At 39.2% G+C, this 25,979-nt stretch carries 24 protein-coding genes and 1 pseudogene; 16 read left to right on the top strand and 9 right to left on the bottom strand.

Translation table 11 applies throughout. The features are described 5' to 3' along the window. Positions 1-20: 20 nt before the first annotated feature. Positions 21-1,346 (bottom strand): OprD family outer membrane porin, encoded by a 1,326-nt coding sequence (locus CDG59_RS09860; protein ID WP_042892338.1) that lies wholly within the window; start codon positions 1,344-1,346, stop codon positions 21-23. 725 nt (positions 1,347-2,071) lie between these two features. Here CDG59_RS09860 and CDG59_RS09865 point away from each other — a divergent pair. Together CDG59_RS09865 and CDG59_RS09870 are read left to right on the top strand one after the other, a co-directional pair. Continuing rightward, entirely contained in the window at positions 2,072-2,884 is an 813-nt protein-coding gene (locus tag CDG59_RS09865) for a TorF family putative porin (protein WP_004674244.1), read from the top strand. 334 nt (positions 2,885-3,218) lie between these two features. Continuing rightward, positions 3,219-4,007, top strand: a complete 789-nt coding sequence (locus tag CDG59_RS09870) for a TorF family putative porin (RefSeq protein ID WP_087545177.1) — start codon at positions 3,219-3,221, stop codon at positions 4,005-4,007. 52 nt (positions 4,008-4,059) lie between these two features. Here CDG59_RS09870 and CDG59_RS09875 read toward each other — a convergent pair whose 3' ends face one another. Continuing rightward, complete coding sequence (locus tag CDG59_RS09875; protein ID WP_087545113.1) at positions 4,060-5,547, bottom strand: YifB family Mg chelatase-like AAA ATPase; 1,488 nt, start codon at positions 5,545-5,547, stop codon at positions 4,060-4,062. A 68-nt stretch (positions 5,548-5,615) separates the two neighbouring features. After that, positions 5,616-5,843, bottom strand: coding sequence for an accessory factor UbiK family protein (locus CDG59_RS09880; protein WP_087545115.1), 228 nt, complete (start codon positions 5,841-5,843; stop codon positions 5,616-5,618). 275 nt (positions 5,844-6,118) lie between these two features. Here CDG59_RS09880 and glnK point away from each other — a divergent pair, with 275 nt between their 5' ends. From glnK to CDG59_RS09915, 7 genes are all read left to right on the top strand, one after another. Then, on the top strand, positions 6,119-6,457 hold the full coding sequence (gene glnK / locus CDG59_RS09885) for a P-II family nitrogen regulator (protein WP_000780326.1): 339 nt from the start codon (positions 6,119-6,121) through the stop codon (positions 6,455-6,457). A gap of 67 nt (positions 6,458-6,524) precedes the next feature. Continuing rightward, entirely contained in the window at positions 6,525-7,937 is a 1,413-nt protein-coding gene (locus tag CDG59_RS09890) for an ammonium transporter (RefSeq protein WP_087545117.1), read from the top strand. Positions 7,938-8,063: 126 nt separating this feature from the next. Continuing rightward, a complete protein-coding gene (gene nrdR / locus CDG59_RS09895) occupies positions 8,064-8,528 on the top strand; it encodes a transcriptional regulator NrdR (protein ID WP_087536531.1) in 465 nt (154 codons plus the stop codon). Positions 8,529-8,540: 12 nt separating this feature from the next. Then, the gene (ribD, locus tag CDG59_RS09900) at positions 8,541-9,641 is read left to right on the top strand and encodes a bifunctional diaminohydroxyphosphoribosylaminopyrimidine deaminase/5-amino-6-(5-phosphoribosylamino)uracil reductase RibD (RefSeq protein ID WP_087545119.1); all 1,101 of its coding nucleotides are present in this window, start codon (positions 8,541-8,543) and stop codon (positions 9,639-9,641) included. Next, the gene (locus CDG59_RS09905; protein ID WP_087545121.1) at positions 9,638-10,930 is read left to right on the top strand and encodes a DNA adenine methylase; all 1,293 of its coding nucleotides are present in this window, start codon (positions 9,638-9,640) and stop codon (positions 10,928-10,930) included. Before ribD ends, CDG59_RS09905 begins: the two co-directional genes overlap by 4 nt. A 348-nt stretch (positions 10,931-11,278) precedes the next feature. After that, a complete protein-coding gene (locus tag CDG59_RS09910) occupies positions 11,279-12,118 on the top strand; it encodes an MIP/aquaporin family protein (protein WP_087545123.1) in 840 nt (279 codons plus the stop codon). A 150-nt stretch (positions 12,119-12,268) separates the two neighbouring features. Next, positions 12,269-12,928 carry a riboflavin synthase gene (locus tag CDG59_RS09915; protein WP_087545125.1) on the top strand — a complete coding sequence of 220 codons (660 nt, stop codon included), beginning with the start codon at positions 12,269-12,271 and terminating at the stop codon, positions 12,926-12,928. Positions 12,929-12,970: 42 nt separating this feature from the next. Here the strand turns inward: CDG59_RS09915 and CDG59_RS09920 are convergent, their stop codons facing one another. The 3 genes from CDG59_RS09920 to CDG59_RS09930 are packed head-to-tail and all read right to left on the bottom strand — an operon-like array spanning position 12,971 to position 15,492. Next, entirely contained in the window at positions 12,971-13,597 is a 627-nt protein-coding gene (locus CDG59_RS09920; RefSeq protein WP_087545127.1) for a hypothetical protein, read from the bottom strand. Positions 13,598-13,632: 35 nt separating this feature from the next. Further along, the gene (locus CDG59_RS09925) at positions 13,633-14,040 is read right to left on the bottom strand and encodes a DNA polymerase III subunit chi (protein ID WP_087545129.1); all 408 of its coding nucleotides are present in this window, start codon (positions 14,038-14,040) and stop codon (positions 13,633-13,635) included. A 3-nt stretch (positions 14,041-14,043) separates the two neighbouring features. Continuing rightward, positions 14,044-15,492: a leucyl aminopeptidase gene (locus CDG59_RS09930; RefSeq protein WP_087545131.1), complete on the bottom strand. Its 1,449-nt coding sequence runs from the start codon at positions 15,490-15,492 to the stop codon at positions 14,044-14,046. Positions 15,493-15,649: 157 nt separating this feature from the next. Between CDG59_RS09930 and lptF the strand changes: the two genes are divergently transcribed. The 6 genes and pseudogenes from lptF to CDG59_RS09950 all read left to right on the top strand — a co-directional run bounded on the left by lptF (position 15,650) and on the right by CDG59_RS09950 (position 20,836). After that, positions 15,650-16,750: an LPS export ABC transporter permease LptF gene (gene lptF, locus CDG59_RS09935; RefSeq protein ID WP_087545133.1), complete on the top strand. Its 1,101-nt coding sequence runs from the start codon at positions 15,650-15,652 to the stop codon at positions 16,748-16,750. Beyond that, positions 16,750-17,820, top strand: a complete 1,071-nt coding sequence (gene lptG, locus CDG59_RS09940) for an LPS export ABC transporter permease LptG (RefSeq protein WP_087545135.1) — start codon at positions 16,750-16,752, stop codon at positions 17,818-17,820. The genes lptF and lptG overlap by 1 nt, the downstream gene beginning before the upstream one ends. A gap of 14 nt (positions 17,821-17,834) precedes the next feature. After that, positions 17,835-17,879, top strand: a pseudogene (locus CDG59_RS15650) (hypothetical protein); the annotation flags it as partial. Between the two features lie 64 nt (positions 17,880-17,943). Beyond that, positions 17,944-17,994, top strand: a complete 51-nt coding sequence (locus CDG59_RS15655) for a putative molybdenum carrier protein (RefSeq protein WP_264754467.1) — start codon at positions 17,944-17,946, stop codon at positions 17,992-17,994. A 112-nt stretch (positions 17,995-18,106) separates the two neighbouring features. Continuing rightward, positions 18,107-19,651, top strand: coding sequence for a 2,3-bisphosphoglycerate-independent phosphoglycerate mutase (gene gpmI / locus CDG59_RS09945; RefSeq protein ID WP_087545137.1), 1,545 nt, complete (start codon positions 18,107-18,109; stop codon positions 19,649-19,651). Positions 19,652-19,660: 9 nt separating this feature from the next. Further along, positions 19,661-20,836 (top strand): S41 family peptidase, encoded by a 1,176-nt coding sequence (locus CDG59_RS09950; RefSeq protein ID WP_087545139.1) that lies wholly within the window; start codon positions 19,661-19,663, stop codon positions 20,834-20,836. A gap of 40 nt (positions 20,837-20,876) precedes the next feature. On the opposite strand, the gene CDG59_RS09955 is transcribed toward CDG59_RS09950, so the two are convergent. The 3 genes from CDG59_RS09955 to CDG59_RS09965 are packed head-to-tail and all read right to left on the bottom strand — an operon-like array spanning position 20,877 to position 24,545. Further along, positions 20,877-22,301 carry a sigma-54-dependent transcriptional regulator gene (locus tag CDG59_RS09955; RefSeq protein ID WP_087545178.1) on the bottom strand — a complete coding sequence of 475 codons (1,425 nt, stop codon included), beginning with the start codon at positions 22,299-22,301 and terminating at the stop codon, positions 20,877-20,879. A 23-nt stretch (positions 22,302-22,324) separates the two neighbouring features. Next, entirely contained in the window at positions 22,325-23,890 is a 1,566-nt protein-coding gene (locus CDG59_RS09960; protein ID WP_087545141.1) for a sensor histidine kinase, read from the bottom strand. Positions 23,891-23,909: 19 nt separating this feature from the next. Beyond that, complete coding sequence (locus CDG59_RS09965) at positions 23,910-24,545, bottom strand: response regulator (RefSeq protein WP_005163158.1); 636 nt, start codon at positions 24,543-24,545, stop codon at positions 23,910-23,912. A gap of 210 nt (positions 24,546-24,755) precedes the next feature. Here CDG59_RS09965 and pbpG point away from each other — a divergent pair, with 210 nt between their 5' ends. After that, complete coding sequence (gene pbpG / locus CDG59_RS09970) at positions 24,756-25,823, top strand: D-alanyl-D-alanine endopeptidase PBP7/8 (RefSeq protein ID WP_143225221.1); 1,068 nt, start codon at positions 24,756-24,758, stop codon at positions 25,821-25,823. The last annotated feature ends 156 nt before the right edge of the window (positions 25,824-25,979 follow it).

The raw sequence follows: 25,979 nt of genomic DNA on the forward strand, positions 1-25,979 counted from the left end.
GACTTAAATAAAGCTGTGAATTAGAACAGTTTCACAGGAATATCAAGGAACAAACGCCATTCATTGGTTGAGCCAATGACATTGCTGACATATTGACCAGAAACATTATTATAGGTATCACTTGAACGTAAGTAAGAATAGCGAACACGTAGGCTTGCATCTTTCAATGCACCTGTTTGAACTGTATATTTGACTTGGTTAAAGAACTCATGTTCTTCGGCTTGGTCAATGATTTTTGAGCGATCTGTTATTTTAGCGATATCAATATCCCAACCATAAACAAATGCAGTTGTCCAGTTTAGACCAGGTAAACCGTGATTTTTGAAGTTGTAGTTATATTGTAGCCCGACAGATTTTTCATCATTACCATTAAAGTCACCTAAATAGGAATTAGGGACATAGATACTTTGTAAACCATCAGCATTATAGCCATAGTCATATCCAGTATTACCTGTGTTATCTTGATAAGAAAGCATGACATTATGTACATCTTTGCCATAGCCCACTGAAACAGCCCAAATCGAGTTTTTACGGTTTGCTAGATCATCTGTGGTATGTGAATCAGTGAGTGCATCTTTATCCCATTTTGTATGATAACCCATGGCATCAAGTGTTAAGGTACTCTTGTCTTTTAAGCTTTGGGTAAAGTTTACATTAGCATAATGACGTTCTAACTTATCTTGAACATCTAAGCCATAATACGATGAATTGAGTTGATCATTAAATTTATATTTAGCACCCCAAACTACTGCACGATCAAGCCCTTGACCTGTCACATCTTTATCGGTACTAATTTGGTTTGACATTTGGTTTTTTGTGAATTTACCTGCAACCACATTTAGATTTGGAATTTCATTACTTTCAATGAAAACACCTGTGTAATACTCAGGCACTAAACGGGCTTGATTACTTGCCATGACAGGAAGTGTTGACACCTGTGTACCATAAGTCACGGTTGTGTTGGAAATACGTGCTTTCACATTGGCACCACCACGAGCCCAATGATCATAAGCAAATCCACGATCATCTACAGGAATCATTTGATTACCCGTATTATTATTCGCACCAAGCTTGAAAGATGCATCACCTACTAGGCCAACACCAAAGCCAACAACACCCTTTGTAAAGCCTGATTGAAGATCAAAAATGGCAGTTTGCGCTGTTGAGCTTGTATCATTTGTTAAACCGTCTTTTTTATCACGATTTAAAAAGCCTGTGCGGAACAATACTGAACCATTTGCATCCTCAACAAAACCTTTAGCTTCGCTTTGTTCGCTTGCATATGTTGAGGAGATCAATGCGGCATTAATCAAAACCGCTAATGTTAGTTTCTTTGCCTTTGGCATAGGTAGCCTCATAATAAATAAGATCAATTTCGGTCAGAATCGAAATTTTGACCAATTGTATAAGTTATGCATAAAAAAGATAGATTTTTATTAAAATATTTTAATTAAATTTACACAAAAATAGGATAAGATTTTTTGTTTTTATTCTTGTATAAAAAATAGATAAATTAAACTTAAATAATTATTTTTTATATAAAAAATATAATATAATTCCTGTAATTAAAATTGATTATTTTTTGATATTTTCTTTTTAAAATATGTGACTATATTCATAATTTCTTTTCAAATTTAATGATTTATTTTGTAATTGATTAAAAAATGATTGAGTTGATTTGCAAAAAATGACATCCCGATGAGTGGTAAGATTTTTGTATCAAAAAGCGCTCGTTTTTTAGAAGTTGCACTTATGTTGTGCGAATTTTCCTCACTTTTTAAGCCAATACTTTAAATGTTTAACAATGATCGATTGTCGAGCAGTGTTGTTGCATTATTTTTGTGCGGTTTAATTACTAATCTTATTTTTTGCTTAAAAATGGATCAAAAAATCTATTTTAAAACGCTTAAGTAGCCCTTTTTTATTCTCTTTATATATTTCATGACAAAGATGTGACATCAAACCTATATTTTATAGTCCTTTAAAGAAGTTGGCATAGCATTTGCTATTCACATAGTGATGCAACTTAAAACATAAATTCAGTCGAATATCCATCATGGGGGAGATCAATATGATGAAATTTGCATGTAAGGCGATCGCGTTAAGTATTTTTGCTGTGACTTCGACTTTTGCTATGGCAGAAGATAAACCTTCATTATATGGTATTACTGCATCGGGCAATGTTTCAGCTGTAACAGATTATCGTTTTCGTGGTGTGACACAATCTTCGAATAATCCTGCGATTCAAGGTGGATTTACATTTTCACATACTTCAGGTGCGTATTTAGCACTTTGGGGTTCAAGTGTAGATTTCGGTATTCCTGGTGTTTCAACTGAAACTGACGCTACATTAGGTTTTACTAATAGTTTTGCCTTAACAGATAAAATTAAACCAACCTACGATGTAGGTGTAATTCATTATGGATATATAGGTTCTAAATCTAATGCTGTAAATGGATATAATGGTAAGAAAGGTTTAGCTTTTACAGAAGTATTTGGTAAGCTGACTTTCCCTGAAACATTATTAGCAGGTGATGCTCTAAGTGTAGGCGTGAATTATTCACCTGATTACTGGGGTAGAACTGATGATTTTTGGTATTTTAACTTAGGTTACTCAGCACCAATTGCAAGCACAGGTTTAACAGGTTTAGCATCTGTAGGGTATAATAAATTAAAAAATAAAGACGCTTTAAGTGTTGTTGCTGGTGGTCCTGGAAAAGATGATAATTATATCGACTATAAAGTTGGTGTAAATTATAACTTCTTAGGTATCCTCGCTGAAGTTGATGTTGTTGGAACAAATGTAAGTACTTCAGGTATGAGCGATAATGCTAAAAAACCTTATGATACGGGTGTTTTATTTAGTTTGACTAAAACATTCTAATTTAAAAAACATTTATAAACCTTTAAAAAGCCAGCAAATTGCTGGCTTTTTTTATTCATTCTTAGAAAAGAAAAACGAAAATTTCATATTAAAAATAGGAGCTAATTATGTGCGTCTCTATATTTAAAGATGCATTTTGTTATCACATTTTAATCCTGAGCGGTTGATTGATTAATAGAAAAATAAAATAAATATATTTAAAATATAATTATAATCAATAACTTGTATTTAATTTTAATTTAATTTTTACTTTTGGCACAGCATTTGCAAATTTCATCATGATGCAATTTAGAACATAAATCAGTTGAATATCTAAATCATGGGGGAAATCAATATGATGAAATTTGCATGCAAAGCTACAGTTCTAGCGATGGTATTTACAGCATCAACTTTAAGTTTGGCTGAAGAAACAAAGCTACCATTTCCAGGAACGATTACAGGCAATGTAAACGTAGTATCTAGTTATAATCTACGTGGTATGACAAATTCACCTGAAAGTGATACACCTGCAGTACAAGGTGGGCTTGATTATACACATGATAGTGGATTCTATTTAGGATACTGGTTTTCGACCTTAACTGCTGCATATGCAGATTTTAATACCTCACCGACTTATGTAAAAGAAGAGAAGAAGTCATTTGAAAATGATTTGTATGCAGGATACAAAGGAAAAATCACAAAAGATTTGGGCTATCAAATTGGTGGGACTGTTTATTATTACTATCCAGGCTGGGAATCAACGGGTTATGAAACAATTGTCGGACTGAGCTACAAAGACTTTAATATTACTGCTCAGACATTATTAAATAATGTGACTTTTGGTAATAAAGGTGACACCTATTTCTTGGCAACTTATGCACCTAAATTAGCTGGCGGATTTACAGGTAAAGCACAAGTTGCGGCTTATTATTATGGTGATAATGATGAGTATTTAGCTTACCAAGCTAAAGCAGGAGATGTTACCAAAACTGATTTTGCTTTCCGTCACGCAACTCTTGGACTGTCACATCCTTTAGGTAATACTGGTGCAACTTGGAGTCTAGACTATATCTTCGGTGGCTATACTCGTGATGAAACAAAGCAAAAAAATAAAGTTGTTTTGGGTTTAGGTTACGCTTTCTAAGAACAATAAAAACCAAAGCGACCTATAAGGTCGCTTTTTTTATGGTCTGGTTTTAAGTTGAATGACCCCGATAAGACAGTGCTTCAGTCAGGTGCGAGCTTGAGATAATTTCACTTTCTGCCAAATCCGCAATGGTGCGTGCCACACGTAACACCCGATGATAGGCGCGTGCTGAGAGATTAAGTCGCTGTTGAGCCATTTCGATGATTTTGGTTGAATTTTCATCTAATTGAGCATATTGTTCTAGCAAATTTGGAGAAAGTGCCTGATTCAAACATTGCTGTCTTAACATTTGTTTATCATAAGCTTTCATCACGCGTTGCCGCACAATTGTAGAACTTTCTGTCGGACTTTGATCTTGTAGTTCTTTGGTCTGCAAAGGTGGCACATCAATATGTAAATCAATACGATCTAGTAATGGACCTGAGATACGGTTTTGATAGCGCTGAATATTTTCTGCTGAGCACTGGCAGCGGCTATCTTGGTTAAATGCGTAACCACAAGGACATGGATTCATTGCTGCAATAAATTGAAAATTCGCTGGAAATGTCATTTGTCTTGCCGCACGGGAGATGACGATCTCTTTCGACTCTAGCGGTTGTCTGAGAACCTCCAAAACTTTGCGGTCAAATTCAGGTAATTCATCTAAAAATAATACGCCTAAGTGTGCAAGTGTAATTTCGCCTGGTTTAGGTTGTGAACCGCCTCCAACTAATGCAATCGCTGACGCAGTATGGTGTGGTGCACGGAAGGGGCGTTGTCCAAAAGTATGTTGAGCATTTGCAACCGAATAAATACTTGCGACTTCTAAATTTTCTTGGGCATTAAGTGGTGGCAAAATAGAAGGTAGCCGAGAAGCCAGTAATGTTTTACCTGTACCAGGTGGACCTTTGAAAAGTAAAGAATGTCCACCCGCTGCTGCTATTTCTAGTGCACGACGTGGACGTAATTGACCTTTGACATCTGCAAGATCAAATTGATACTGAGTAGTGGTTAAATTTTCATGTTTGGGTGATGCTGATAAATGAGAAGTGCCCAAAAAGTGTGCACATACATCTTGTAAATGATTGGCAGCATAAACTTCAAACTGCGGAAGTTGATTGGCTTCTTCTAGATTATTAGTAGGTACCAATAAGCGGTGTTGGGCTTGTTGGCAAGCCATCGCAATTGGCAATATTCCAGTAACAGGGCGTAAATGTCCATCTAATGCAAGTTCACCAATAAATTCAAAGCCGTCAGTACAATTTTCAGGAAGTTGACCTGAAGCAATTAAAATTCCTAGTGCGATCGGTAAATCTAGGCGGGAGCCATCTTTAGGAAGATCTGCAGGTGCTAAATTAATCGTTAAACGTTTGGTTGGAAACAAGAAACCACTATTGATAATTGCTGATCGAACACGATCTTTACTTTCCTTTACAGCGGCTTCTGCTAAACCTACAATGGTTAAGGAGGGGAGTCCTGAACTGATATGAACTTCAACTTCGATTTGAGGGGCATGTAAACCTAATAAACCCCTCGTGTAAATTTTTGCGAAAGACATTTTATTATTGTTCCATCATGGTGCTTTATTTTTAATCATTTTTGTTGATCTCTGCGCTAAACTGGTGCTTATTTTTGATCTTGCACCATTTTTTCTAGGATGCTCATTTGCTGTTGTAACGCAGCGAGGCGTTGGTTTGCCAAATTTAGCGCTATTTTCTGGCGCTCCAGCTCTTGTTTAGAGACTAAATCTAATTTTTCGACGCTTTCATTGAGCAAAGCACGTAAATTTTTTTCTAAATCTTTTTTAGGTTGATCAACTTGTTCAAGAATGGCTTGTAAAAGAGTTTCAATCATGAAGCGCTCAATAGGTTATATGTATTTGTAGGCAAGTGTACCATTGCTTGTAGTAATCCCATAGCCCTCTTCAACGCATTGATGCCACCGATATTTAAATTCAGTTAAACAGGAGCAAATGAAACTTATTTTCGATTGAATATCTACATCTTGACGTCCAAATAGGTTATAAAGAAAGCTCTTGCTGATGGTTTGAAAATCCCCAACCTTCAAATATTGGCATGAAAATTGAACATAAAACCTTACTGGTGAAAATAAGCCGAAGGAAAACACACATGAAGCTTGTAACTGCAATTGTAAAACCATTCAAACTCGATGATGTGCGTGAAGCACTCTCTGATATTGGTGTTCAAGGGATTACCGTAACTGAAGTAAAAGGTTTTGGTCGTCAAAAAGGTCATACTGAACTGTATCGTGGTGCAGAGTATGTCGTTGATTTTTTACCGAAAGTAAAGATTGAAATTGCGATTAGCGATGAAATGGTCGATGCGGTTATTGAATCTATCACTCGTGTTGCAAGCACTGGGAAAATTGGTGACGGTAAAATCTTTGTCACGAATTTGGAACAAGTCATCCGTATTCGTACTGGTGAAACTGGACCAGATGCTGTCTAAATTGGCACAAAGTTTGCTGAGTTAGAATTAAGAGAAATAGCTCACAAAATAAGGTTGGGGGACACGAATGAAAAAAATGCTTATGGCGCTCAGTCTATCTGGCGCACTCTTAGGAGGTTCAGCGATGGTTTGGGCAGAAGATGCTGCATCAACACCAGTTGCTGAACAAACTGTAGCAGCGTCTGATACGGCGGCTGCATCAACTGTGACTGTCGCAGCAGAAGCTCCTGCTCCTGTAGAAGCCACTCCAGCTCCTGCACCAGTTGCAAAAGTTGATACAGGCGATACAGCTTGGATTCTCGTTTCAACAGCACTGGTTCTGTTGATGACTATCCCTGGTTTGGCTCTATTCTATGGTGGTATGGTGCGTAAGAAAAACGTACTCAGCACCATGATGTTTAGCCTTTCTGCGGCAATTCTAGTCAGCTTAATTTGGGTTATCGTTGGTTATTCGCTTGCATTCTCTGGTTCAGGCGCCTATGTCGGTGACTTTGCCAAATCAATGCTAAATGGCGTGGCATTTGATGCCTTAAGTGGAACTATTCCAGAAAGCTTGTTTGTTATTTTCCAAATGACTTTTGCGATTATCACTGTTGCAATTATTAGCGGCTCGATTGCTGATCGTATGAAATATTCAGCATTCATGGCGTTTATTGCAGTTTGGGTAATCTTAGTTTATGCACCAATTACTCACTGGGTTTGGGCTGCTGATGGCTGGTTATTCAAAGCAGGTGCTTTAGATTTCGCTGGCGGTACAGTTGTACACATCAACGCAGGTGTAGCTGGTTTAGTGGCTGCGTACATGTTGGGTAAACGTGCTGGTCTAGGTCGCGAATCAATGGCACCGCACAACCTTACGCTCACTGTGATTGGCGCAAGCTTAATTTGGGTAGGTTGGTTTGGCTTTAACGGTGGTAGTGCTCTAGGTGCTGGCGCTCGTGCAAGTATGGCAATTCTTGTAACTCAAGTTGCTGCTGCTGCCGCTGCATTCTCTTGGTTGATTGTTGAACGTCTCATTCGTGGTAAGGCTTCAGTACTTGGTGGTGCATCCGGTGCGGTTGCTGGTTTGGTTGTAATCACTCCTGCTGCTGGTTTCGTTGGTGTGGGTGGTGCATTAATCATGGGCTTAATCGGTGGTGTAGTGTGCTTCTGGGGTATTACAGCACTTAAACGTCTCCTTAAAGCAGATGATGCATTGGATGCTTTCGGTCTACATGCAGTTGGTGGTATCGTTGGTGCGATTCTTACTGGTGTGTTCTACAGTGATGAAATCATTAAAGCTGCTAACGTTGCGCTTGCTCCAACATTTGCAGGTCAATTATGGGTGCAAGTTGAAGGTGTACTCGCAACGATGCTATATAGCGCAGTAGTGACTTTCATTATCCTTAAAGTGATTGATCTTGTGATTGGTATCCGCGTAAGTGCTGATGATGAGCGCATGGGTCTTGACCTTAGCCAACATGGCGAGCGTATCGAATAATTCATTATTCTTTGAAGTTTAAAAAACAGCCGAATAAGGCTGTTTTTTTATGCCTTTGGTGTGCTAGTTCAGCAATTGCAGAAACTTTGCTACACTTAAGCAAAGTGAATAAATAATCGCACCATTATGCATTGTCCATTTTGTAACGCTGCTGATAGTAAAGTCATCGACTCTCGCCTTGCGGCTGAGGGTTGTCAAATCCGTCGTCGTCGAGAATGCACGATTTGTGGTGAAAGGTTTACCACCTTTGAAAGTTATGAAATGGTGATGCCACGGGTCATTAAATCAGATGCCAAGAGTGAACCATTTGATGAAGCAAAATTGCGCCGCTCATTGATGCATGCTTTACAGAAACGCCCAGTAACCCAAGAGCAAATTGAGACAGTGCTGAGCGACATTCAATCCCAAATTCGCCGTCTAGGTGAACGTGATGTCAAATCTAGAACGATTGGTGAAATTGTCATGCAGGCTTTGTTTGCATTGGATCATGTGGCGTATGTTCGTTTCGCTTCTGTATATCAAGATTTCCAAGATGTGGAGGCATTTCGTCGTCAAATCGAGCAAATGCAACAACGTGAAAACGAAGCTTAAGTTAGGGAAATCATGTCCGATTTAATCCAAGATCATCATTCTGAAAATCAGTACTGGATGCAACAGGCTATTGATCTAGCACGACGTGGTCAGTATTCGACTAAACCAAATCCCAATGTGGGTTGCGTTATTGTTAAAGATGGAAAAATCATAGGTGAGGGTTTTCATCCTAAAGCAGGTCAGCCACATGCAGAAGTATTTGCACTTCGGCAAGCTGGAGAAAATGCCAAAGATGCCACGGCATATGTGACTTTAGAGCCGTGTGCCCATTTTGGTCGGACACCACCTTGCGCGGAAGCCTTAGTAAAAGCTCAAGTCAAAAAGGTTGTCGTTGCTTGTTCTGACCCAAATCCTTTGGTGGCTGGTAAAGGTGTCAAAATCTTGCAAGATGCAGGCATAGAAGTGGAAACTGGGATTTGTGATGAAGAAGCCAAAACTTTAAATTTTGGCTTCTTAAAAGCGATGTCGACAGGTTTACCCTATGTACGTTTGAAAATTGCATCTAGCTTGGATGGGAGGACTGCGATGGCATCTGGTGAATCGAAATGGATTACTGGAACAGCAGCACGTCAAGATGTACAACATTGGCGAGCCATCTCCGCTGCTGTGATTACAGGTATTCAGACCGTTCTGGCAGATGATTGTGAACTCAATGTCCGTTCCTTAGACGGGATTGATCTCAGCTCGGTTGTACAACCTAAACGAATTATTTTAGATCGTCAGGGACAGTTACCCCTGAGTGCCAAGATTTTACAAAGTCCTGAAACCGTCATGGTGATGACACCATTTCGTCAAGAACTTGCCGATTTAGGCGTGATACAATTAGCGCCGCAACCATTGAATCAATTATTGCAAACCCTCACTCAGCAATATCAAATTTATGATGTGTTGGTAGAGGCGGGTGCAACCTTATCAACCGCCTTTTTAGAACATGGTTTGGTTGATGAAATGATTAGTTATGTTGCACCTACTTTACTTGGTCAATCTGCCCGTCCAATGTTCAACGCTAAGTTTAGCAAAATGGCAGAGCAACTTCGTTTTGAGTTGGTCGATGTAATCCAACTTGGGCAAGATATTCGCCTGAGATTGCTCCCTATCCAAGAGATGATATGAATCCAGAACCCTCGGTTTATCACAAACGTCGTCATGCAGCACGTACCACTGACGAGTATCTTTTTCATCAGTTAGTTCCATATCTCGGGAATAAGCGTCGACTTCTACATTTGATTTTAGAAGCGCTTGAGATTACGGGCACACTGAATAGTAAAAAGAAGAACCCACCGATTTTTGCGGATTTTTTTGCAGGGAGTGGTGTTGTTTCTCGTTTAGCCCGCCAAAATGGGTATCGTGTGATTGCTAATGATTGGGAGCCCTATAGTCATGCACTCAATCATGCCATTTTAGCTTGTGTGGATGCACCAGCTTTCAAAGAGTTGGGTGGTTATCAAAAGGCGATTGATTACTTAAACAGGCTCCCTGAAGTCAAAGGCTGGGTGACCCATAATTTATGCCCGCGCAATGATGATATTTACGATCCTTCCCGTGATCGTTTGTTTTTCAAACGCCGTAATGGGATGCGTATTGATGCAATTCGTCAACAGATCGCAACTTGGCAAGCACAAGGTGCAATCAATGATGTAGAAATGAGTGCTCTATTGGCACCACTTTTATATTCGGCAAGTTTTGTCAGTAATACCAGTGGTGTATTTAAGAGCTTTCATCAGGGTTGGGGTGGTCGAACTCAAACGGCGCTAGAACGGATCGAGTCATTAATATGGCTTACACCGAGTCGTTTCTGTGAGATTGGAGATCCCAAACGACCTGCGGCTGAAATGTGGTGTGTCGATGCACAACATTTAGCTAACCAAATGAGTGGTTTCGAAGTTGATGTTGCCTATCTTGATCCACCTTATAATCAGCATGCCTACAGTAGTAATTACCATGTTCTCAATGCCCTGACTTTATGGGATCAAGTGGATTTACCATCACCTGATACCAAAGGCTTTAAGAGTGGAATTGATCGAGCATGGCGTAAAGAACGCCCAAGCCCTTATAACTCGTCTAAGTATGCGAAAGAGGCTTATGAAAAGTTATTGGAAACGATTAATGCACGCTATATTTTGACTAGTTATTCGACTGATGGAAATATTGAGCCTAAAGATTTGCTGACTGCTAATTTAAAGCGCGGCAAAGTGACTTTGCTAACTCAAGATGTACCGCGTTATCGAGTGAGTAAACAGCGTCAATCAGAACGTGCACGTGTGCTTGAGTTTATTGTGATTACGGATACCCATGCGAAGTCTGGCCCGCCATTACGACAACTTTTAGGGCAGTTATATCATTTTGCTGAGTTAGGTGGTGTTGATACGACAGGCAATAGTACTCAGCTTGCACTTTGGTAAATTCAAGTAGACATCATTTTGGGATAATGTGGTGTCTATTTTCTATTTTCTATTTTTTTCACTTTCTTGCTAATACATATAATTTTATAAAATAAATGATTGTTTTTACATGAATTGTCATTGAATTTAAATAAGTTTTTCTGAATAACTATTTATCTTTAAATTAATTAAAAACAATTACTTATGTACTTTTGTTGCGTGGCTTAATCTTTTTTATTTACAAAAAATATTTTACTATTTGGTTGAAAAACTACCAGAATAATATTGCTCATTTTCGAAAATGAATATATTTTGCCGAGCTTTATTTCAGGTCATGCCTATACGCAGCACTGACCAAGAGAGGTTGTGATGAGTCGCTCGGAACCCAGCTTGTTGGGGCAATGTATAGCTGAATTTTTTGCTACCGCAGTTTTTTTATCTTTTGGTATTGGTGTCGTGGCTGCGCTTAAACTTGCAGGAGCAAGTCTAGGGTTATGGGAAATCAGCCTTGTATGGGGCTTAGCTGTAGCATTGGCTGTTTATCTATCTGCAGGTATTTCTGGAGCTCATCTCAATCCTGCCGTTACGATTGCATTAGCACTGTTTGCTGGTTTTGATAAACGTAAAGTTCCTTTCTATATTATTGCTCAAGTTTCTGGTGCTGCTTTAGGCGCACTATTGGTCTATGGTTTGTATAGCAATCTATTTATGGATTATGAGCAAACACACCATATGGTACGGGGGAGTGTAGAGAGTTTGGAGTTGGCTGGAATTTTCTCAACCTATCCACATCATTTATTGTCTATTGGACAGGCGTTTATGGTGGAAATGTTTATCACTATGTTATTACTTTGGCTCATCATGGCGATTGGGGATGATCATAATGGTTTGCCACGTGGTGCTTTAGCACCAATTTTGGTGGGTTTATTAGTTGCTGTCATTGGCGCTTCTTTTGGTCCATTAACAGGCTTTGCTATGAATCCTGCACGCGATTTTGGTCCAAAAGTTGTGGCCTATTTTTCAGGCTGGGGTTCAATTGCTTTTACTGGCGGTCGTGATATTCCTTACTTTATTGTGCCTATCTTTGCACCGATTGTTGGCGCTTGCTTAGGGGTATTAGGCTATAAATTATTTTTTAGCCATTTCTTGTTAAATAATACGGTTGAGCTTAAACAGACAGCCAATCAACGTGTCTCTGAAATGCAATAATTTAAGGTTAAAAATGATAAAAGGTGATCAATAGATCGCCTTTTTTATTGCAGGTATTTGAACTTGGAGTCCCTTGTTATCTCTAAGGCTTTGCTTTATGGTATTCGATTCACTATGGCATATATTGCATAAGATTAGGTTAGAACTCCCATGTTTACAGGCATTATTGAAAGTTTAGGTAAGGTTGAGAGCTTACAAAGTGTAGGCGGTGATGTACGTCTACGTATTCAAACTGATTTGGATATGTCTGATGTACATTTAGGTGATTCAATTGCGACGAATGGAATTTGTCTCACAGTGATCGAGTGGGGAAGCAATTGGTATGCTGCAGATGTGTCTCGTGAAAGCTTAAATCGAACGACTTTAGGTCAATGGAAAGTAGGTCAATCTGTCAATGTCGAAAAAGCCATGTTGCCAACAACACGTTTTGGTGGACATATTGTGAGTGGACATGTTGATGGTCTAGGAGAAATTACAGTCGTTCGAGAAGACGCGCGTTCATTATATTTTGAAGTAACAGCACCTGTTGAATTGGCAAAATATTTAGCTGAAAAAGGTTCTGTAACTGTCGATGGGATTAGTCTGACCATTAACCATCTACGTGGCAATATTCTGAGTTTGAATCTCATCCCTCATACTGCTGAGCGTACCAATATTGGCACATGGCAAGTTGGTACAAAAGTTAATTTAGAGGTTGATGTGCTGGCACGCTATATCGAGCGCTTATTGTTGGGTGATAAAGCAGCGGAACAAAAAACTGAGTCAAACATCAGTATGGCATTTTTGGCCGAAAATGGTTTCTTAAAATAAAAAATGAAACATAAAAAGCCCAGTTTAAACTGGGCTTTTTTATTATTTTTCATCTGAAAATTGACTATTTTTGAGGATGTATTCTATTTCGTCTTGCGCAATCGCATGTAATTTTGCTCTAAAAACTGTGACCGCTTGTTCAATCATACTTTCAGCTTCTAATTCCAGTCGGACACGCACACTTTCGAGCTCAGATAAGATTTGTTGGTCACCAATCCGAACACGTTGAGCCTGCGCATAATCAATACTTGGTTGTTCAGGATTTGGTTGATAACGTTCAGTGTGTTGTGCAATTTCTTGATCAATGTGTTGTCGAAGGGCAACAAGATTTTCCGTTTGTTGTTCGAACTGATTTAACTCATCTGCTTGCAGTTGCGCGGCATAAGCAGCTTGGGCAGCACGTTTTTCTGCCAGAGCTTTTTCCAAAGCCAATTGTTTACGAACGCGTGCTTGTTCAATTAACTCAGCCTTTAAATGTGCATAAGCTTGATCAATACGTTGTTGAGAGCGTAGCTGAGCTTTTTCTTCGAGTTGTATCCATGTTTGGATTTGTGTTTGTGGTAACAGTAGATCACAGATACGAGCTAAATCTTCCTGATAGGTCTGACGTACAGTTTCAGGTGTATTTAACCAACGTTTTTTAAAATCTTGACCTACATTTAATGCCACGCGACACTCCTTATACGATGCTATGGTTTACAGACTTATAATTTAAATGTGCGTGGCTCAATGCCTAAACGACGATACATCTTAAATTTCTCTCGCCCGATCTGTTTTGCAGTTTCATTATTTTCAATAATTTCGATAATGTGGCGAAAATCTTGAGTTTGTTCAAGTGCATGATTGTTAAAATTAAATACAATCCAATCATTCGATGGCGGTAATTCAGCTGAAATACACACTGGACTATTCAACTGATCAACTCCATGAGCAATAAAACTACTTGGATCAAAACTCCATAGCTTGTTATCCAACTCATTTTGTAAATTTGAATCAACACAATACCACCAAATCTGTGGGTGCTGATTCAGAATTTTTCGACATAAACGGCAAGCACTCTCGACTTGCCGCTCAACGCTGTTTTCAAACAAATAAAAACTAACTTGTGCCATAGATTAGTTATTCGTTTCAACACGATTCGCTAAAAACTGCATCAGTAATGGTACTGGGCGTCCAGTTGCACCTTTAGCTGCACCAGATAACCATGCTGTACCAGCCACATCAAGATGTGCCCAACGATAATCACGAGTGAAACGTTCAAGGAAACATGCTGCGGTTATTGCACCACCATAAGGACCACCAATATTGGCAATATCGGCAAACGGTGAATCAAGGAGTTCTTGATATTCTTCCATCACAGGCATACGCCATACACGGTCGAGTGATTGTTCGCCAGCAAGTTGTAATTCTTGTACCAGTTCATCATCTGGAGAGAATAGCCCACTGACGACTTTGCCTAGCGCAACAACACATGCACCTGTAAGTGTCGCAATATCAATCACAAGCGCAGGATTAAAACGTTTGATATAAGTGAGGGTGTCGCATAGAACCAAACGGCCTTCAGCATCCGTATTCAAAATTTCTACAGTTTGACCACTCATGGTCGTCACAATATCTCCAGGGCGTGTTGCATGACCTGAAGGCATATTTTCTGCTGCTGCGATCGCACCGATAACATGAATTGGGAGTTTAGCTTCGCAAAGTGCTTGCATCGTACCTAACACTGAAGCAGCACCACACATATCGAATTTCATTTCATCCATACCTAAGCCAGGTTTTAATGAAATACCGCCTGTATCAAAAGTAACACCTTTACCGACAAGTACGATAGGTGCTTGATCAGCTTTTGCCTGATACTCAAGTGTAATAATTCTGCCTGGTCGATCAGAACCTTTGCTGACGGCAAGAAAAGCATTCATTCCTAAATCAGCCATTTGCTGTTCATTCAGGATAGTGACTTTTAATAGGTCAGGGTATTGTGCTGCAAGTGCAATCGCCTGATCTGCAAGGTATTCAGGGAAGCAAATATTTCCTGGGCGATTGCCTAAATCTCGAGCGTAATTTTGTCCAGATTGAACTGCGTGGACGAGCTTTAGTTGGGCATCATCAAGTACAGTTTCATTTGCAACTAGATTAATGGTTTCTAAGATGAACTCATTTTTTTTAGATTTAAATTCATCATAGGCATAGGCTGCTTGAGTTAAACCTAAGGCAAATAGGTAATGTAAATCAGTTGGTAATGCGCTGAGATCTACAGTGATTTGTCTAAATTTATTTTGTGATGATTTGATAATCGTTTGTGCGAGTTTTGCTAATTTTGTCGCTTTCAATTCAGCACTTTTGCCTAAACCGAGTAAATGTGCATTGGCTTGTACAGCGATATTGGTAATCAGGGCAATATTTTCATTAAAACTAGCTTTGAATTGTGTGGCATTCAGAACATCTTCTAGATGATTGATTTGATAACTATTTAAGTTCTGTTGTAATTGTTCTGAATCAACCAAAATCCACAAAGATTCACTAGACGACTGTGTTGGGAATGCGGTATGAAGGGTAAATTTCATTGTTTGTATAGAACCTAAGCAGCGAAAAAGAAAGATAAGTCCATTAAACACTTTCAGATATGAGGTTGCAATCCGCAACAAGCGATAGGTTTTATATTTTTAACATTCGGGTAAACTAGCACTACCCCTCGATTGGTCTATTTTTGGAAGCATTACTTTGATTATTCGGCGTTATCTCGTCAAACAAGTGGTCTCCACCTCTTTGGTTGTGACTGCTTTGCTCACTTTAATTATTATGGGTGGGCAGTTAATCAAGATTTTTGGGCGAGCTGCACAGGGTCGTTTAGACGCTAGTGTGTTGCTGAGTATCATTGCTTATCGTTTGCCAGAGTTTCTAACTTTAATTTTGCCATTGGGTTTCTTCATTGGACTCATGCTGGTTTTTGGTCGTCTATATGTTGACCATGAAATGGCAGTTTTAAATGGCAGTGGTGTTAGCCGTAATCAATTGGCCAAACTTTTATTGCCGATGACATTTGTTTTTTTGATTGTTCAAGCAATATTAATGTTTTGGGGTTCATCATCTGGAATTCGTGCTTACGAAAGCTTGATGCAAACACAAGCAGTGCGAGCAGGTTTTGATCTGGTTCGACCTAAAGAATTTATTTCTTCAGGTCCTTATACTATTTATGCAGGTTCACTTTCTGAAGACCGAAAAAATTTAAAAGATATTTTTTATTATCAGAAAGCCGATCGTGAAGATAAACCAGATGTGATGATTTTAGCCAAAGAAGCGACACGTGTCGAAATGGCAAATGATACGGCGAATGTCGTTGATTTGGTTCAAGGTCGTCGTTACGAAATTTATCCGAATCAGCCACGCTATACCCAAGCAGAATTTCAATCTTATCGCTTACGTTTAGAGAATGATAAAGACGTTAAGTTTGAAAGTGATGATGTGGAAGCCTTGCCAATGAGCAAGCTATGGGAAAGACGTGATGACCCTGTTATTCGCAGCGAGCTTGGTTGGCGTATCTTTGGTCCATTTGTGATTGTTGTTGGATTGATGCTTGCAGTTGCGTTATCTGAAGTAAGTCCACGTCAAGGTCGATATTATCGTCTTATTCCATCTATATTTATTTTTGCTAGCCTTATTGTATTAATGATCGCAATTCAGACACGAATTAGTAAAGGTGAGTTAGACATCTGGGCTTATCCTGTCGCATTAATGATTTATGCTATTGCGGCGGCAATTTTTGCACGGAAACAAAAGTTAGCACCAAAACTTAAGAAAAGTATGCAGCGAGTGGGGTTGTAATGTTAGCACGTCGAATAGTCGCCAAACATGTGACAAAAACTACAGTCCTTGCGATGCTGGGCACAACGCTCGTGTTATCTTTTTTACAAATATTATTCACTTACTTAGGTGAATTAGGCTCGCTGAAACCCACTTATAATGCATGGCAAGCTTTCCTATATGTGATATGGGGTGCACCGAGTTATTTATATGAAATTTTACCTGTGGCAGCACTGATAGGTTCTGTCTTAGGCTTAGGCGCACTCGCATCGAATAGTGAACTGATCGTCATGCGTTCGGTTGGTATCAGTTTGTGGCGTATAGTGGGTTGGGTGATGCGCTCAGCTTTACTCTTAATTGTATTGTCTTTTGTATTGAGTGAATGGGTGATTCCTTATACCAATGAAAAAGCACAAAGTATAAAAAGCCAACGTAGTGTTGCTGCACTGGGTGAGGTAAAAGGCTATTGGTCGCGTGAAGGTCAACGTTTTATCTATATTGATTATGCGAATTCCCAAGGTCAATTACGTAATATTCAAGCGATTGATTTTGATCAGAACTATCGATTGCAGTCCTTTGTCACTGCTGAAAAAGGCCAATTTTTAAAAGATGGTCAGTGGACTTTAGACAAATCACATCAGGTTGATTTACTTGCTCAAGGGAATGCGATTAAAACGGATCACGAGCAACAAGCATTAGGATTGGCTTTACAACCTAAATATGTACATATGGTGACTTTGGACCCAGATGATTTATCTCCAAGTCAATTGATTAGTTTTATGCAGTATTTATCAGAATATAGCCAAGTTCCAAAGACCTATGAGTTAGCCTTTTGGAAAAAAGTCACGTCTCCATTTGCACTGATTACGTTGGTTCTTATTGCCTGCTCATTTATTTTTGGTCCATTGCGTCAGCAGTCGATGGGTTTTCGCTTAGTTATCGCACTTTTCACTGGGTTAGGGTTCTTTTATTTACAAGACTTTTTAGGTTATGCAAGCTTAGTTTATGCACCGTCACCTGCTTGGTTCGTATTATTACCAGTGGTATTGATGTTCATAATGGGTAGCTATTTATTATATCGAGCAAGGTAGAAAATTAGATTTCTATGCGCATTAAAATTATATCTGGTGGACAAACTGGAGTTGATAGAACTGCTTTAGATGCCGCATTAGATGTTAGGGGTGCCGTGTGGTGGTTGGTGTCCCGAGGATCGAATGGCAGAAGATGGAAGAATTCCAGATAAGTATCCTTTAATTATAATATAAAGATGATTCCCGATGCTTTTGATTGATGAAAGCCATCAGTAACGCCATAGAGAATTACAGTAAATTTGGGTAAAATACGCCGATCAAATGATAGACAAACAGAGAGTCCATTATGACGGATGCAAATGCTGGCAAAATTCCTCACGTTCTTGTAATTATGGATGGTGTAGGACATCGTGAAGCAGTTGAGGATAATGCATATTTAGCAGCAAAAACACCAAATCTGACTGCGATGAAAGCAAAGCATCCAAATAGTTTGATTTCAGGTTCTGGCGAAGATGTAGGCCTACCTGATGGACAAATGGGCAACTCTGAAGTTGGTCATATGAACTTAGGTGCAGGTCGTGTTTTGTATCAGGACTTTACACGGATTACTAAAGATATTCGGACAGGTGCTTTTTTTGAGCATGAAGTGTTAGTTGATGCGGTTGAAAAAGCCAAAGCAGCGAATGGTGCCGTTCATGTCATGGGGTTGTTGTCACAAGGTGGAGTGCATTCGCATGAAGATCATATTGTGGCGATGTGTGAGCTAGCATTAAAACGTGGCGCAACAGTATATCTACACGCTTTCCTTGATGGTCGTGATACCCCTCCACGTAGCGCAAAACCTTCATTAGAAAAATTCGATGCTTTATTTGCTCAGTATCCAAATCAAGGTCGTATCGTTTCGATGATTGGTCGTTATTTTGCAATGGATCGTGATAACCGCTGGAATCGTGTTGAACTCGCTTATCGTTTAATGACAGAAGGCGAGGCAGTCCGTGTTGTAAACTCAGCTGTAGAAGGTTTAGCGCAAGCCTATGCAGCAGAAGAAAATGATGAGTTTGTTCAAGCAACACGTATTGGTGAAATTGCCAAAATCCAAGATGGCGATAGTGTGGTTTTCATGAACTTCCGTGCTGATCGTGCGCGTGAAATCACCCGTGCCTTTGTTGAGAAAGATTTTACTGGGTTTACGCGTAAAGTCGCTCCAAGTTTATCTAAATTTGTGATGCTAACACGCTATCAGGCAAGTATTGATGCGCCAGTTGCATACATGCCAGAAGAGCTTAAAAATTCCATCGGTGAATATTTATCTGGTTTGGGCAAAACCCAATTGCGTATTGCTGAAACAGAGAAATATGCGCATGTGACATTCTTCTTCAGCGGTGGTCGTGAAGATGAATATCTAGGAGAGAAACGTATTTTGATTCCTTCTCCGAATGTCGCAACCTATGATCTAAAACCAGAAATGAGTGCTTATGAAGTCACTGATGAGTTAGTAGATGCTATTAATTCGGGCGAGTTTGACCTTTTGGTTGTCAATTACGCCAATGGTGACATGGTTGGACATACTGGTGTATTTGATGCAGCAGTGAAAGCGGTTGAAACTGTTGATACGTGTTTAGGTCGTGTCTATGAAGCAGTAATGGCAAACAAAGGTCATATGTTAATTACAGCGGATCATGGTAATGTAGAGCAAATGCAAGACTACGACAGTGGACAAGTTCATACACAACATACCACTGAATTGGTGCCATTTATTTATGTGGGCCCAACTCAAGCAACGATTGCAGAGGGTGGTGTATTGGCTGATGTTGCACCAACATTACTTCATTTGATGAATATTCCAGTACCTTCCGACATGCAAGGCAAGAATTTAATTACTTTAAAATAAGGTGAACTTATGACCCAACACAACAACATTTATCGAGGATTGTTTGCGAGTTTGTTGATGTGTTGGGGATCACATACGTTATCTGCACCTATTACACATGCCTCAGGATGGGGGGAAGAGACTACAAGTCGAAATGCTGAAGTGCCACTTGAATCTATTCAGCAATTTGTACAGATTTATGGGATTGTGAAAGATAACTACGTTGATAAAAAAACAGACGATGCACTTTTTCAGCAAGCAATCAAAGGGTTAGTGAGCGGTTTGGATCGTTATTCGCGTTATTTATCCGCCGAAGAATACCGCCAGCTTATTCAATACACTGAAGGTGATCTGGCTTCTGTTGATTTCAATTTAAATTACGATGCTCATACTCGTTTATGGCAAATTCAAGACCTAAAATCAGGATCTGATTCTAGTAAGTTGGGTTTGCGTAATGGACAAGCCATACTCAAAGTCGATAATCAAGAATTAAAGAGTTTAAATCAGGATCAAGTACAAGGTCTGCTTTATGGCTCGATAGGCAGTACCGTACAAATACAACCAGAAAATAATAATAGTACGGTGATTTTGGTTCGAAATAAAAAAGTTGAGACAGATATTGAACCTGTTTTACTACATAATCAGGTGCTTGTACTTAAAATTAGAGTGTTTCAACAAGATACAGCAAATGAAATTAAACGTTTAATCGAAGAGTATAGTACAACTAAACTCAAGGCTGTCGTTCTTGACCTGCGTAATAATCCAGGTGGTTTATTGTCGGCTGCTGTTGAATCAACAGATTTATTCTTGAATCAAGGATTAATTGTGACGACAAAAAGTCGTTCAGAAGGAGATCAACAATTTCAGGCTTTACCCTCAAATGAATTTCAAAATATAAAATTAGGTATCTTAATCAACCATCGTTCAGCCTCGGCAGCTGAAGTATTCACCGCAGCATTAAAAGAACATAAACGTGCGTGGGTTGTAGGTGAAAATAGCTATGGAAAAGGTGTGGTACAGAAATTATTTCCATTACCGAGTGGCGCAGCATTGCAAATGACGGTCTCACATTATTACACGCCCAATGGGAATATGATTGAAGGTCAAGGGATTCAACCGAATCAAAGTTATCCGTTGTTACCTGAAATGAAAGAAGATGGTTATTTGGAACACGTCACAGATTTGGTTCTAAAAAGTAAAATTTAATTAAAAATAAAGCCCCTATTTAGGGGCTTTATTTTTAAGACTATTCATCATCTTCTGTATCTAAACCAAATTTTTTCAAACGATAACGTAAAGAACGGAAAGTCATTCCTAATTTCTTTGCTGCTAACGTTCGGTTCCAATGGGTTAAATTCAGTGCATTGAGAAGAATCTCTTTTTCAATATTTTCTAGATAGAGCTCCAGTCCTTCAGATGGTAGCTTTTTAGAACCCATAGGGCTAGTGCTTACCGCATGATCATTTTCATCCTGTGTTGAAAATGAGACTGTTGGCGTTGCAATAGGGCTACGTAGAGGAGCTGTTTGAAGATGAGCTAGATCAATGGTTTCATCATCACTGAGCGTAATTGCACGTTCAATAATATTTCGAAGCTCGCGTACATTACCTGGAAAATATTGTTGCAATAAGAATTGTTCAGCACGAGAAGAAAGGGTTTTGACAGAGACTTCCCATTCTTGGCTGATTTTCTGAATAAAGTGATTTGCTAACAATAAGATATCTTGCCCACGTTCACGTAAAGGAGGTAATACAATATCCATGACGTGAATGCGGAAAAATAAATCTTGTCTAAAACGACCTTGTTGCACTAGTAATTCAAGATCTTGATGACTCGCACTGATGACCCGGAAATCAACATCAATTTCTTGATCTGAGCCGACAGGGCGAATTTTCTTTTCTTGTACAGCACGAAGCAGTTTTACCTGCATACTTAAGGGTAATTCAGCGATCTCATCTAAGAATAAACTACCCCCATGTGCGGAAAGAATTAAACCTTGTTTGTCTTGGGTTGCGCCTGTAAAGCTGCCCTTTTTATGACCAAATAGTTCACTTTCCATTAACTCTGTTGGAATAGCACCACAGTTGATCGCAATAAAAGGTCCTTCACTACGGTTACTCAGACGATGAACTAAATTGGCAACAACTTCTTTTCCTGTCCCTGATTCACCGGTAATAAAGACAGGGGCTTGAGATCGAGCAATTTTCTTTAAAGCAATCCGTAATTGCTGAATGGGTGTAGATCGACCAATGAGCAGTTTATTTTCTAATGCGCTTTCAGCAGCTTCTTGTTCAGGCTGTGGTCGATTCAATGCTTTTTGAATCAATTGATCTAAATGAGTTTGATTGACCGGTTTACTGACAAAATCAAATGCACCCGCTTTCAATGCCGCAATGGCAATATCCATATTGCCATAGGCTGTCAGTACCGCAATCGGTGTGTTGGGATAGTTCTGCGTTACATGTTTAACTAAATCGAGACCATTGCCATCTGGGAGATTCAAATCTGTTAAACAGGCATCGTACTGAAACTCGGTAAAGAATTTTTTTGCTTGCTCTACACGATAGGCAAGATGGGTTTTAATGCCCATTCGTGCAAGCGTCATTTGCATGAGGAGACATAAGTCTTCTTCATCGTCTACGAGTAAGACGAGCGGTTGTTTAGTTGCCATTTCCCCGAGAAACCTAATCTGAATCAATGAATTTTTGAGCATTCAATCCTGAAACATGCTCCTTGTTGTCGCTCTACGTAAGTGAGCTTTGCATGATTTGCCTCACAAAAGCTGTGAGACAAATACAATCCTAAACCAGTTCCTTTAATTTCGGTACTAAAAAATGGTTTGAATAGCTGAGAAATATCTCGTTTTGCGACACCCGTACCAAAATCAATCACATCAATACATGTTCTGCCATCTTTTAAGTCTACATTCACTTCAATAAATTGAGCATCAACCGCATTGTGCCGCAGAGCATTTCGAATCAGGTTAATTAGAACTTGGCGTAATTGTTTCTCATCAAAAAGAATATGAATGCGTTCTGTAAGATTGAGTTTAATCATATGTTTCGCATCGACTAGATCTTCATTCAATAGGCTCTCAAAAAAATCAGCCAATTGAATGACTTGTGGCTCAGTTGGTTTGTTGCGCGCCATGCCTAATGTATCTTGCACAATATTATCAATACGTCTAGCTTGTTTGCTAATCATACGACAGAGCATTTCTTGTTGATGACTGTCACTTTCTTTAAATAATTCATTGGCCTGTACAATCGCCGCTAAAGGGTTGCGAATTTCATGTGCAATACTGGCTGAGAGCTGTCCTAAAGCCGCTAGTTTCAATTGCTGGACTTGTTGGTTTAGTTTCTGTGTATCTTTTAAAATCAATAAAATAAGGGCTTGCTCAGGCACAATCAGATGTTTAACTTTGACATTAACGGTATATGGACTTTGCTGCGATTCAAAACTAAATTCCTCACCATCTTTTAAGTCGCTGAGCTGAATCAATTCAAATAGATCTGGTTGCCATTTGATTAAAGGGGTTTTCTCCGTGGACATCGAAAAATGAACACCCAGTAGGGTATTGGCGGCGGGATTGCTCAGTACAATATGGTTGCTTTCATCCAGCACCAGATAGCCATCCTCAATTTGTTCGAGAATATAACGGTTAATATTCTGGAGTTGATGGATCTCGATAGATTGGTGGAAAGTTAAGGTTTCCAGAATTTTAAATCGTTGCACCGCAATACGGCCAATCGCATGCACCACAAAAAATAGAAAGGCAAGGAGAGCGCTATTGCCGAGATGATTTAAATTATTGTAGTCAAAAAAGTTGCCCAGAAAACGCTGATAAATCACCATAATTACCGCAAACAGCGTCACGATTAAGGACAATTGGGCATTCAGTAAAATGGCAGAGGAAAAAATGATGATGACGTAGAGCAGGCTCAACTGGAGGTTTGGCCCGCCTGCTGAAAATGTAATTAGGCTCAGGCAAATCACGTCTATAATAAAAATAAAAATGAGCTGTTTGCTGATTTGTAATGGAACTATTTTTAGTAAAAAAAGCTGAAAAATATTAAAGCTGATATAACAAATCAGAGTGTAAAAATATAAAAATGGATAATCATAATTGGTAGCAAGCTGCTCTGCGGTAAGTAAGTAAATCAGGATTAGACTGATTGAAATAATCAGTCGATATCCACTATACCAAATTCCGAGCCGATAAACGGTTTGGGACACTGAGGACGCAATTTTTCCCAACATAAGCGATCACTTAATATGATTAAGGTTTAATGAGACCATAACGGATGGCGAGATGGGTTAACTTTACATCACTATCAATTGCTAGTTTTTCGAAAATGCGGTAACGATAAGTATTTACGGTTTTAACACTAACAAATAATTTGTCGGCGATTTCTTGAGCACTAATACAATTAACCACCATCATTGCGACTTGCATTTCACGCTCAGAAAGTGCGTCAAAAGGTGATTGTTGCGTATCTGAAAGATAAGAACTCGCAAGCTGTTCAGCAATATCTGCACTGAAATATTTACCACCTTGCATCACTTTATTGATTGCACGTACCATTTCTGAAATAGGCGCGCCTTTTGTAATATAGCCTTTTGCACCTGCTTTTAATAACAACGATGGATAAGGTTCTTCCGCTAAACCACTGACAGCAATCACTTTAGTCTCAGGTGCTGTTTGTAAAAGGCGACGTGTTGTTTCTACGCCACCAATTCCTGGCATATTGACATCTAAGAGTACAACCTGAGGATGCTTTAATCGAACTAAAGCAATCGCTTCTTCTCCAGATTCAGCTTGTCCAATGACTTCTACATCTGGGTGGTCTTCCAACATACGACAAATGCCTGTACGTACGAGTTCATGATCATCAACAACGAGAACAGTGATCAAGAAGACCTCCTTTTTTCAAAAAAACGATTTTTTTGTTACATAAAGAAAAATGAGCTTGCAATCAAACGACAAAATTAGCAATCCTATTCTCCATGTTTAGAGAATAGTTGTACACAATTGTGTCTATAAAAGCTTTACCCGATTTGTTCAAATGTAAGGCATAATGTTATTAAGCGCAAATGTGCAGCGTCCCGAGTTGAGTATTGTGTCGTGAAAAATTCTAAAAAATCTATCATGCATGCCTTGAGCATGTCTATTTTGTTGGCGCTTAGTTCAACAAGTTATGCTGAGCTGGTTGTAAACAACAATCCAGCCTCTACAAGTGCGAATAGTTCTTCAGCTTCGTTAAATTGGTCTGCAAGTGATGCAAGCCAATTGATGCAAGATGATGATTCATTAGAGATCAGCCCGCAAGGTTCAACTTCGGTTACAACCACTTTACGAAGTGGTGGTTCTGCAAGTATTAGTTCATCTGCAACGCCACAAAAAAGCATACAGATTCGAGATACCTCTCATTTCAGTAGCCAACCCGCTGTAAATGCACGTGCAGCCTTGGTGATGGATGCACAAACGGGCGAAGTACTGTTTAGTAAAAACAGTAATATGTCGGTACCGATTGCCTCAATTACCAAATTGATGACTGCTGTGATTACCGCAGATGCACGGCTGAATATGTCGGAAGAAATCACGCTACAGCAAATTGACTTTGCGGGTGCAGGTGGAAAGAATTCAAGTTCGACCTTGAAAGTAGGCGATACCATGAATCGAGCGGAACTTTTGTTATTCGCTTTGATGAAATCAGAAAATCCTGCTGCGGCAGCATTAGCAAGGACTTACCCAAGTGGGCGTTCAGCATTTATTGCAGCGATGAATGCCAAAGCAAAACAATTAGGAATGACCTCAACCCGTTATGCAGAGTCAACAGGTTTAGATCCTCATAACGTTTCTTCCGCACGTGATCTTGGTATTTTGGTGAGTGCTGCTTCTCAGTATGGCTTAATTCGTCAATTTTCCACCACGCCAACCTATGATTTTAATTTAGGTTATCGTGTGCTTAAGTCAAATAATACCAATGCCTTAGTGCGTAATGGTGGTTGGAATATTAATCTATCTAAAACAGGATATATTGGTGAGGCTGGGCGCTGTGTGGTCATGCATGCAACTGTTAATTCACGTCCTGCTGTAGTCGTGCTATTGGGGGCTTCAACTTCTCAAGCACGTACCAATGATGCAACCAACTTATTAACTTGGCTGAGTACTTTACCGAAAAGAATTTAATTACTTACGAACGTAAAGCTCCTCATATGAGGAGCTTTTTTATATAACGTAACGACATTTTATGACGTAAAAAATGCTTTATCACTTTTATTTTGAGTAATTTTTGTTAGATTAGCATTTCAGACATTAATATTTATTTTGATTTCAAAAAAGCTA

The organism is Acinetobacter sp. WCHA29 (assembly GCF_002165335.1).
In the GTDB taxonomy this organism is placed as follows: Bacteria; Pseudomonadota; Gammaproteobacteria; order Pseudomonadales; family Moraxellaceae; genus Acinetobacter.

What these genes read in the sequence shown, in the direction of transcription:
- CDG59_RS09960 (WP_087545141.1), bottom strand. Translation starts at nt 23,890, where the DNA reads ATGTTGGGAAAAATTGCGTCCTCAGTGTCCCAAACCGTTTATCGGCTC.
- CDG59_RS09880 (WP_087545115.1), bottom strand. Translation starts at nt 5,843, where the DNA reads ATGATTGAAACTCTTTTACAAGCCATTCTTGAACAAGTTGATCAACCT.
- CDG59_RS09955 (WP_087545178.1), bottom strand. Translation starts at nt 22,301, where the DNA reads ATGGCAACTAAACAACCGCTCGTCTTACTCGTAGACGATGAAGAAGAC.
- CDG59_RS09865 (WP_004674244.1), top strand. Translation starts at nt 2,072, where the DNA reads ATGATGAAATTTGCATGTAAGGCGATCGCGTTAAGTATTTTTGCTGTG.
- CDG59_RS09925 (WP_087545129.1), bottom strand. Translation starts at nt 14,040, where the DNA reads ATGGCACAAGTTAGTTTTTATTTGTTTGAAAACAGCGTTGAGCGGCAA.
- CDG59_RS09890 (WP_087545117.1), top strand. Translation starts at nt 6,525, where the DNA reads ATGAAAAAAATGCTTATGGCGCTCAGTCTATCTGGCGCACTCTTAGGA.
- lptG (WP_087545135.1), top strand. Translation starts at nt 16,750, where the DNA reads ATGTTAGCACGTCGAATAGTCGCCAAACATGTGACAAAAACTACAGTC.
- CDG59_RS09915 (WP_087545125.1), top strand. Translation starts at nt 12,269, where the DNA reads ATGTTTACAGGCATTATTGAAAGTTTAGGTAAGGTTGAGAGCTTACAA.
- CDG59_RS09875 (WP_087545113.1), bottom strand. Translation starts at nt 5,547, where the DNA reads ATGTCTTTCGCAAAAATTTACACGAGGGGTTTATTAGGTTTACATGCC.
- CDG59_RS09910 (WP_087545123.1), top strand. Translation starts at nt 11,279, where the DNA reads ATGAGTCGCTCGGAACCCAGCTTGTTGGGGCAATGTATAGCTGAATTT.
- gpmI (WP_087545137.1), top strand. Translation starts at nt 18,107, where the DNA reads ATGACGGATGCAAATGCTGGCAAAATTCCTCACGTTCTTGTAATTATG.
- ribD (WP_087545119.1), top strand. Translation starts at nt 8,541, where the DNA reads ATGTCCGATTTAATCCAAGATCATCATTCTGAAAATCAGTACTGGATG.
- CDG59_RS09950 (WP_087545139.1), top strand. Translation starts at nt 19,661, where the DNA reads ATGACCCAACACAACAACATTTATCGAGGATTGTTTGCGAGTTTGTTG.
- CDG59_RS09860 (WP_042892338.1), bottom strand. Translation starts at nt 1,346, where the DNA reads ATGCCAAAGGCAAAGAAACTAACATTAGCGGTTTTGATTAATGCCGCA.
- glnK (WP_000780326.1), top strand. Translation starts at nt 6,119, where the DNA reads ATGAAGCTTGTAACTGCAATTGTAAAACCATTCAAACTCGATGATGTG.
- nrdR (WP_087536531.1), top strand. Translation starts at nt 8,064, where the DNA reads ATGCATTGTCCATTTTGTAACGCTGCTGATAGTAAAGTCATCGACTCT.
- CDG59_RS09930 (WP_087545131.1), bottom strand. Translation starts at nt 15,492, where the DNA reads ATGAAATTTACCCTTCATACCGCATTCCCAACACAGTCGTCTAGTGAA.
- CDG59_RS09870 (WP_087545177.1), top strand. Translation starts at nt 3,219, where the DNA reads ATGATGAAATTTGCATGCAAAGCTACAGTTCTAGCGATGGTATTTACA.
- CDG59_RS09905 (WP_087545121.1), top strand. Translation starts at nt 9,638, where the DNA reads ATGAATCCAGAACCCTCGGTTTATCACAAACGTCGTCATGCAGCACGT.